The organism is Rhodococcus sp. 114MFTsu3.1, from assembly GCF_000383555.1.
GTDB lineage: Bacteria > Actinomycetota > Actinomycetes > Mycobacteriales > Mycobacteriaceae > Rhodococcoides > Rhodococcoides fascians_E.
In genome coordinates this window covers 139220-145796 of sequence record NZ_KB911559.1, presented here as the reverse complement: position 1 = coordinate 145796, position 6577 = coordinate 139220, and the positions used below count along the sequence as shown (strand labels likewise).

Here is a 6577-nt window from a genome sequence, read left to right as displayed (position 1 = left end):
AAGGCCTTACCGCTCGACTTGCATGTGTTAAGCACGCCGCCAGCGTTCGTCCTGAGCCAGGATCAAACTCTCCGTAAAAGACTCTAGAAACAACAATCCGAAGATCGTGAATCAGTCAAATGACATCAAGTCCACATCACTAGCAAAAAAACTCAACTAGCATTACAAAAAATCTTCTCACCCCAGACGGGAAGAATGAAGCAAGAAGATGTCACACCCACACCCCAAAAGGCATGAGCACCAAAAACATTCGGCACTGACATTCATCGACACACTGTTGAGTTCTCAAAGAACACGCACACACCGTTGCGTCAGCTTTCGCTTCGACTTCGGGGCTTACACGCTCATGTCCCTCACGATGTAAACTCTTACCTCGTAAGGGGCTGCCAGTTCGATCTGCGTCCAACCTCGTGTCCCGCACCTTTCGGTCCGGGTCGGTGTCCGTGTCGCTCTGACTGGACAAAAGTTACGCCAAGAAGAACTCCTTCGCAAATCGCCTGGTCAGGCGCTTGTACGAGTTAACAACAGAGGCTGCGCGGTGCCGGCGCGGCGCATACGGTTGCGTCATGCTGCTTTCACCGCGCTATGGAACGGGGTCCCTGTCCGATGTAGTGCCGTCCGTGGTCGCGCATCTGACGGGCAGTTCGTCTGCCGACAGACTCGGTCTCGATCTCCACGGTGTCCGACGAGCGTGTGTCCTGATGGTCGATGGACTCGGCAGCGAACAACTTGCCGATCATTCGGACGACGCGCCCTTCCTCACTGCACACACCACCCGATCGATCACCGCAGGATTTCCGAGCACGACGGCGACGAGCCTCAGCTCACTTGGCACGGGGCTCACTCCCGGAGAGCACGGTGTCGTCGGATATCTCGTCGCGCTTCCGGGCCACAAACGCCTCATGAACAGTCTTCAGTGGAAACTCCACGGGACGTCCGCGTCCGAGGGGCTACCGGCCGATGTGGTTCCGGAGCACTTCCAACCGCTACCGACCGCGTTCGAACGTGCGCGTGACGACGGTGTCCGCGTCGTTCACGTCGGTCCGTCGATGCAGGCGAGCTCAGGACTGACTCGTGCTTCTCTTCGCGGCGCGCAGTTCCGCAACTCGGTTTCCCTTGCCGATCTCGCGGCCGGAACACTCGACGCACTCGATGCTCCCGGCCCGACGCTGGTCTACGCCTATCACGGTGACCTCGACCTGGTGGGCCACGTCCGAGGACCGAAGTCGCACGCATGGCGCCTGCATCTTCGCCATGTCGACCTACTCGCCGAGTCGATCGCCGACGGTCTTCCACCCGACGGCGCGCTGATCGTCGTCGCCGACCACGGAATGGTTGGCATCGACCGGAGGTTCGACTACGACTCGACCCCGGAGCTGAGGGACGGCGTCAGGCTCCTGGGCGGAGAACCCCGGATGCGCTACCTCTACACACGGACCGGAAGTAGTAGTGACGTGCAGGTGACCTGGCAGGAGTCACTCGGGGAGCACTTCCTCGTCGTCACCCGCGAGGACGCACTGTCGCGAGGGTGGTTCGGCCCGGCGGTGTCCACTGCGTCCGCCGAACGAATCGGAGACCTGCTGGCCCTCGCGCAGGACGAATCGGCCGTGGTGAGAACGCAGGCGGAAGCGAACGCGTCGGCACTCGAGGGGCACCACGGGTCGCTGACGCCTGCCGAGCTACTCGTTCCAGCGACGGTCGTCCGAGCGGACAGTCGCCGCTGACCGGTTCTTGTCGGTACCCCGCGATAGCTTCTGTTCGATCGAATGTTCGAAGTTTGGTGGAACGGGGAGAAACATGCCGAAGCACAACTGTCCAGACCTTGACGCTGCAACGCAGTCCGACTGGACGAGGTTCACGACCGAACTGGCTGATCATCTGGCGTCGCTGGAACCAGGTGCGGAGCTGTCGATATCTCCCGACTTCGAGCCCGAGGGCTCACCGCGGCGAGCAATGCTTCTTCGCCTGACAGCGGAGGGGACGCTCGTGTGTGCATCGTCGGGGCTCGGTTCTCCCCCGCCTCCCTGGCAACCGGCCGAGGCCGACGGAATTTTCGTCGTCGAGGACGGCGCCGCGTGGGTCGACCGGTTGTGTTCGACGGTCGTCGAGCAGATCCGATGCGCGTGGAACATCCCGCATCCCTCGTTCCTCTTCCGGCCTGGGGCGAAGGCACCGACCGCACCGACACCCGACGAGTCGGCTTGTCCCCCGGATGTGGCGGGTCCGTTGCTGGAGACCTTCGGGGATCGGGTGTCGGTCACGCCCGACGGAGTCGTCAGCATCGCCATCGGGCCGGTCATCGCATACGTCACTGCTGCGGGCGTAGACGAGATCCGCATTCATGCGCTCGTCGTCGAGCGTATTGCCGGGCGAACACGGGCTGCGGAGGTCGTCGCGGATCTCAATCGCCGGCATCCGCGGCTGAAGTTCTTGTTGGTCGAGGACCGTGTCCATGTCGCGTGCACGATCGACGCCGATCCGTTCGTCCCACAGCACGTGGTGAATGCCGCAGGCCGCCTGGCGAAGTTCGCGGCGACGGTCGACGAGGAGTTCGCCGATCACGTCGGGGGTGTTGTTCCCACCCACGACGCGACAACAGGTCGACGGGTCCGCGGACCCCAGCGACGAGGAGCTTCCGCCGCAACTGATGACGTTGCTGGAGATGGATGCGGAGTCCGGTGGGAAGGTCGACGCCGACGACATCGTGTCGGTCTGCGGACCTGACCGCGCGAAGATCGGACGTTTCGAGGCGTTCTGCACCGAACAGGCAGAGTCTTGGCGCGAGTACGCGCAGGAAGCCATGCTCCGTGGAGAATCCGCGGCGGCCGAGGAGTGTGCGCTGGAGGCGGTTCCGTGGGACCGAGTTGTCCGAGCACTGCGCAGCGCGCTGGTGGCGATCAAGAATCTCGACAACGTCTGAGCTCGCCGGTTGGCGTGCATCCGTCGCCCGGCCGTGCTCCCCACGGCGAATGCCGCCATGACACGAGAGGAGCCCGGCCGGTTGTCGGACCCGGCGTCAGACGATCGCGACGGCGTCGATCTCGACGAGCATCTCTTCGCGAGGTAAACCGGTGAATACCGTTGTCCGACTGGGCAGGACATCTCCGGTGGTGTACTTCTGGACGAACTCGCCGTATGCGTCGTTCATGATGGCGAAGTCCTCGCGCTTGGTGAGGTAGACGCGAAGCATGACGACGTCGTCGAACGTTGCGCCGCTCGCTTCGACGATCGCGCGCACGTTCTCGAGCGTTCTCGTGGTCTGGGCGGCGACGTCGCCCGGGTACAGGTACTCGCTGGTCTTCGGATCGACCGGTCCCTGCCCGGAGACCTGCACGAACGGGCCCTTGCGCACCCCTTGGGAGAACGTGTGTGCGGGTGCCGGTGCCCCATCGGTTCGAACTGCGATCTTCTCGCTCATTACTTTCCTTTCTTACGAGGTCTTCTCGGTCGGCTTCCAGCCGAGATCGGCCGAAATGGCTTCGGCGACAGCCAGAATTTCGGGTAGTTTCCCGAGGACTTGTCCGTGGTCGAGGAGCATGTCCGGTACCGACATCGACACTGCCGCAACGGTTCGTCCGGTGCCGTCGAGGATCGGTACACCCACGCAGTTGACGAACGTCTCGTGTTCCTCGTGGTCCTCGGCGTAGCCCTGCTCGGCTACGAGGTCCAGTTCAGCGAGGTACCGCTCGGCGGAATCTATGGTCCGGTCGGTGAACCGCGCGTATTCGATGCGTTGCGCGATCTGCCGCTGCTCGGCACGTGGGAGTGCGGAGACCAGCACCTTTCCCACGGCCGTGCAGTGCAACGGGGCGGGTCTTCCGATACGCGAGTACATCCGGACGCTCTGCGTCGCATCGAATTTGTCGATGTACACCGCCTCGCCACCCTCGAGGGTTGCCAGGTGGATCGTCTGTCCGGTTGCGGCGTTGAGCGCAGCGAGGTGCGGCCTCGCTACCGTGCGCACATCCCTCTGTTCGAGTGCGCGGTTGGCGAGTTCGAAGAATCGTGACCCGAGCACGTATCGGTGGTCGGCGTCGTGCTGGACGAAGCGGTCCGACTCCATCGTGCGCAGCAGTCGCAGCACGGTTGTCTTGTGCACGTCCAGTTCTCGGGCTAGTTGGTCGAGCGACCTCGTCTCCTCCCCCAGGAGGCCGAGGATGGTCAATGCTCGGGACAGGCTTTGGCTCATTGCGCCACCAGATCAGCGAATCGTGCCGAGTTCCACTCCGCGTCGGGGAGGGCCAGCGCCGCGGCGAGCCGAGAGGGATCAGCGACTTCGGCCGCGTCACCGTGTGCGGTCAAGGCTCCTGCCGCGCAGAGGTGGCCGAGCCGGACCCTGTCCACAGCCGAGCGCCCGGTCAGCAAACCGGCAAGAAATCCGCCTGCGAACGCGTCGCCCGCGCCGATTTTTTCCACGACGTCGAGTGTGAGGGCAGGAACGTCGACGCGCGACGATCCGTCGAACGCGGTCACGACGTGCGCGTCGTTCTTGACCACCAGGTGACGCGGTTCCGGGAACTCCGCGCGCAACGCTGCGGGATCGTCGATCCCGAAGACCTCGTGCGCCTCGTCGGCACCCATCAGCACCACGTCGCTGCCGCGGACATGGTCAGCCAGCACGGAGGATGCGTCGGAGATTCTCGAGCCCCACAGCGCGGGCCGAAAGTTCAGGTCGAAGCTGACGGTCGCCGCGGACGCCAGCAGTGCCCTCGACATCGACTCGGCCGAGGCCGACAACGCGACGGTGATTCCGGAGAGGTGGACGATGGCGGCCCCCTCGATCACGGTGGGAACCAGGTCTTCGGCAGACAGAGCGCTGGCAGCCGATCCTGTCCGGAAGTACGTCATGCGACTCTCGCCGCGCGGCAGATCGTGTCCGACGCCGGTGCCGGCTCCGCGTTCCTTGACGTAGATCCCCGTCGGACGTGCAGGGTCGACCGACACGGCAGATACGTCGACACCTGATTCGCTGAGTTGGCGTAGCAGGTATCGGCCGAATCCATCGTCTCCGACCCGTGACAACCAGGACGTGGACACACCCAGCTGGACGAGGACGCGTGCCACGTTGGCTTCGGCCCCACCTGCCGAACGTCGAAACGAATCCGAGTCTTCGAGGGCACCGGGCTCGGCAACGAGAACCACGAGTCCTTCTCCGACGCATACCGCGCGAGGCGATGAAAGCAAGAGATCTCCTTCGAATGCTTGCGGGCCGGCCCCTGTTGGATGCACACTACTAATCACAAACATTTTGCGCAACAATCGTTGCAAATTACGCAACGGCACCGGCTTGGAGGTCTCCACCTTGATCGACACGCACGCCGTCAACGCCCTACGAGCGCGAAAGATCGGACCCGAACACAAATCGGTTCCACCCCACGCCTGGGGACGTTCGATCGAGGAGTTCGTCCGGGAAGGACCATCGGCGACGTCCTTCCAGACGCCGCTGTTGACGCTCGACGACAAACGAATCACTCACAACATCGAGGTCATGGCCGCCTGGGCTGCCGAGGCGGGTGTGAAACTCGCGCCGCACGGCAAGACGACGATGGCTCCGGCTCTCTGGAAACGCCAGCTCGATTCCGGTTCGTGGGCAATCACATTGGCGACCATCTGGCAGGTGCAGTTGGCGAGGACGTTCGGCGTCCAACGCATCATGCTGGCCAACGCCCTCGTCGACCCCGTCGGTCTCGCCTGGCTGGCACGGGAACTCGTCGAACATCCCGAGTTCGAATTCTACTGCTGGGCAGACGGACTCGGCACCGTCGAGGCAATGAACGCAGCCCTGTCCGACGCAGGCGCAACCAGGCCGGTGCACGTCGTCGTCGAGCTGGGCGGCGAGCACGGCAGAACCGGTGCGCGCACGATCGACGAAGCTCGTGCGGTCGCCGACGCCGTCGCCGCGTCGCCTCGTCTGGCACTCGCGGGTGTCGGAGGATACGAGGGCGCACTCAGCCACGATCGGTCCGAGGCCGGCCTGAAGGCCGTCGCCGACTACCTCGATGCCGTCGCAACTCTCCATCGAGAACTCGACGCAGCAGGTCTCTACGCCGAGCACGCCGTGGTCACCGCGGGCGGAAGCGCGTATCAGGACATCGTGGCCGCGCACCTGGCGCCACTGGCCGACGAGGACGGCGCACGCGGCGTCGCGACCACGGTGGTGCTCCGGTCGGGGGCATACATCATCCACGACGACGGGTTCTACTCACAGATCTCACCGATGATCCCGAGCCGTTCGGACCATCCACTCGAAGCTGCGATGCACGGCTGGGCGCGCGTCGTGTCGCGCCCGGAGCCGGGCCTCGCGCTGCTCGATGCCGGCAAGCGGGACCTCCCCTACGACGAGGGTTTGCCCACTCCGCAGTCGGTCGACGGCGAGATCACCGCCCTCAACGATCAGCACGCCTTCCTTCGGTTCGCCCCGGACGCCAGCGCGGCTCCGATCGGAAGCGTTGTTCGCCTGGGTCTTTCGCATCCGTGCACAGCCTTCGACAAATGGCGGCTGATCCCTCTCGTCGACGATGCAGGCAGCGACGATCCGCGCGTCGTCGACCTAGTCCACACCTTCTTCTAGGAGCCA

7 protein-coding genes and 1 rRNA gene are annotated in these 6577 nt (G+C 64.0%); 4 read left to right on the top strand and 4 right to left on the bottom strand.

Annotated features, from left to right (window positions below; genetic code table 11):
* Positions 1-78, bottom strand: a 16S ribosomal RNA gene (locus H292_RS0123670); the annotation flags it as partial.
* A gap of 488 nt (positions 79-566) precedes the next feature.
* Between H292_RS0123670 and H292_RS0123665 the strand changes: the two genes are divergently transcribed.
* The 3 genes from H292_RS0123665 (at position 567) to H292_RS0123655 (ending at position 2920) form a co-directional block, all read left to right on the top strand.
* Positions 567-1724: an alkaline phosphatase family protein gene (locus H292_RS0123665; protein WP_026348068.1), complete on the top strand. Its 1158-nt coding sequence runs from the start codon at positions 567-569 to the stop codon at positions 1722-1724.
* A gap of 73 nt (positions 1725-1797) precedes the next feature.
* Entirely contained in the window at positions 1798-2724 is a 927-nt protein-coding gene (locus H292_RS0123660) for a T3SS (YopN, CesT) and YbjN peptide-binding chaperone 1 (RefSeq protein ID WP_027499043.1), read from the top strand.
* Entirely contained in the window at positions 2663-2920 is a 258-nt protein-coding gene (locus H292_RS0123655) for a hypothetical protein (protein WP_196806195.1), read from the top strand. Before H292_RS0123660 ends, H292_RS0123655 begins: the two co-directional genes overlap by 62 nt.
* Before the next feature lie 96 nt (positions 2921-3016).
* Here H292_RS0123655 and H292_RS0123650 read toward each other — a convergent pair whose 3' ends face one another.
* The 3 genes from H292_RS0123650 to H292_RS0123640 are packed head-to-tail and all read right to left on the bottom strand — an operon-like array spanning position 3017 to position 5184.
* Complete coding sequence (locus H292_RS0123650; protein WP_019666658.1) at positions 3017-3418, bottom strand: RidA family protein; 402 nt, start codon at positions 3416-3418, stop codon at positions 3017-3019.
* Between the two features lie 12 nt (positions 3419-3430).
* A complete protein-coding gene (locus H292_RS0123645; RefSeq protein ID WP_019666659.1) occupies positions 3431-4189 on the bottom strand; it encodes an IclR family transcriptional regulator in 759 nt (252 codons plus the stop codon).
* Positions 4186-5184, bottom strand: coding sequence for a sugar kinase (locus tag H292_RS0123640; RefSeq protein WP_080748559.1), 999 nt, complete (start codon positions 5182-5184; stop codon positions 4186-4188). The genes H292_RS0123645 and H292_RS0123640 overlap by 4 nt, the downstream gene beginning before the upstream one ends.
* Positions 5185-5287: 103 nt before the next feature.
* On the opposite strand from H292_RS0123640, the gene H292_RS0123635 reads away from it, so the two are divergent.
* Complete coding sequence (locus H292_RS0123635; RefSeq protein WP_020113051.1) at positions 5288-6571, top strand: alanine racemase; 1284 nt, start codon at positions 5288-5290, stop codon at positions 6569-6571.
* Positions 6572-6577: the final 6 nt, after the last annotated feature.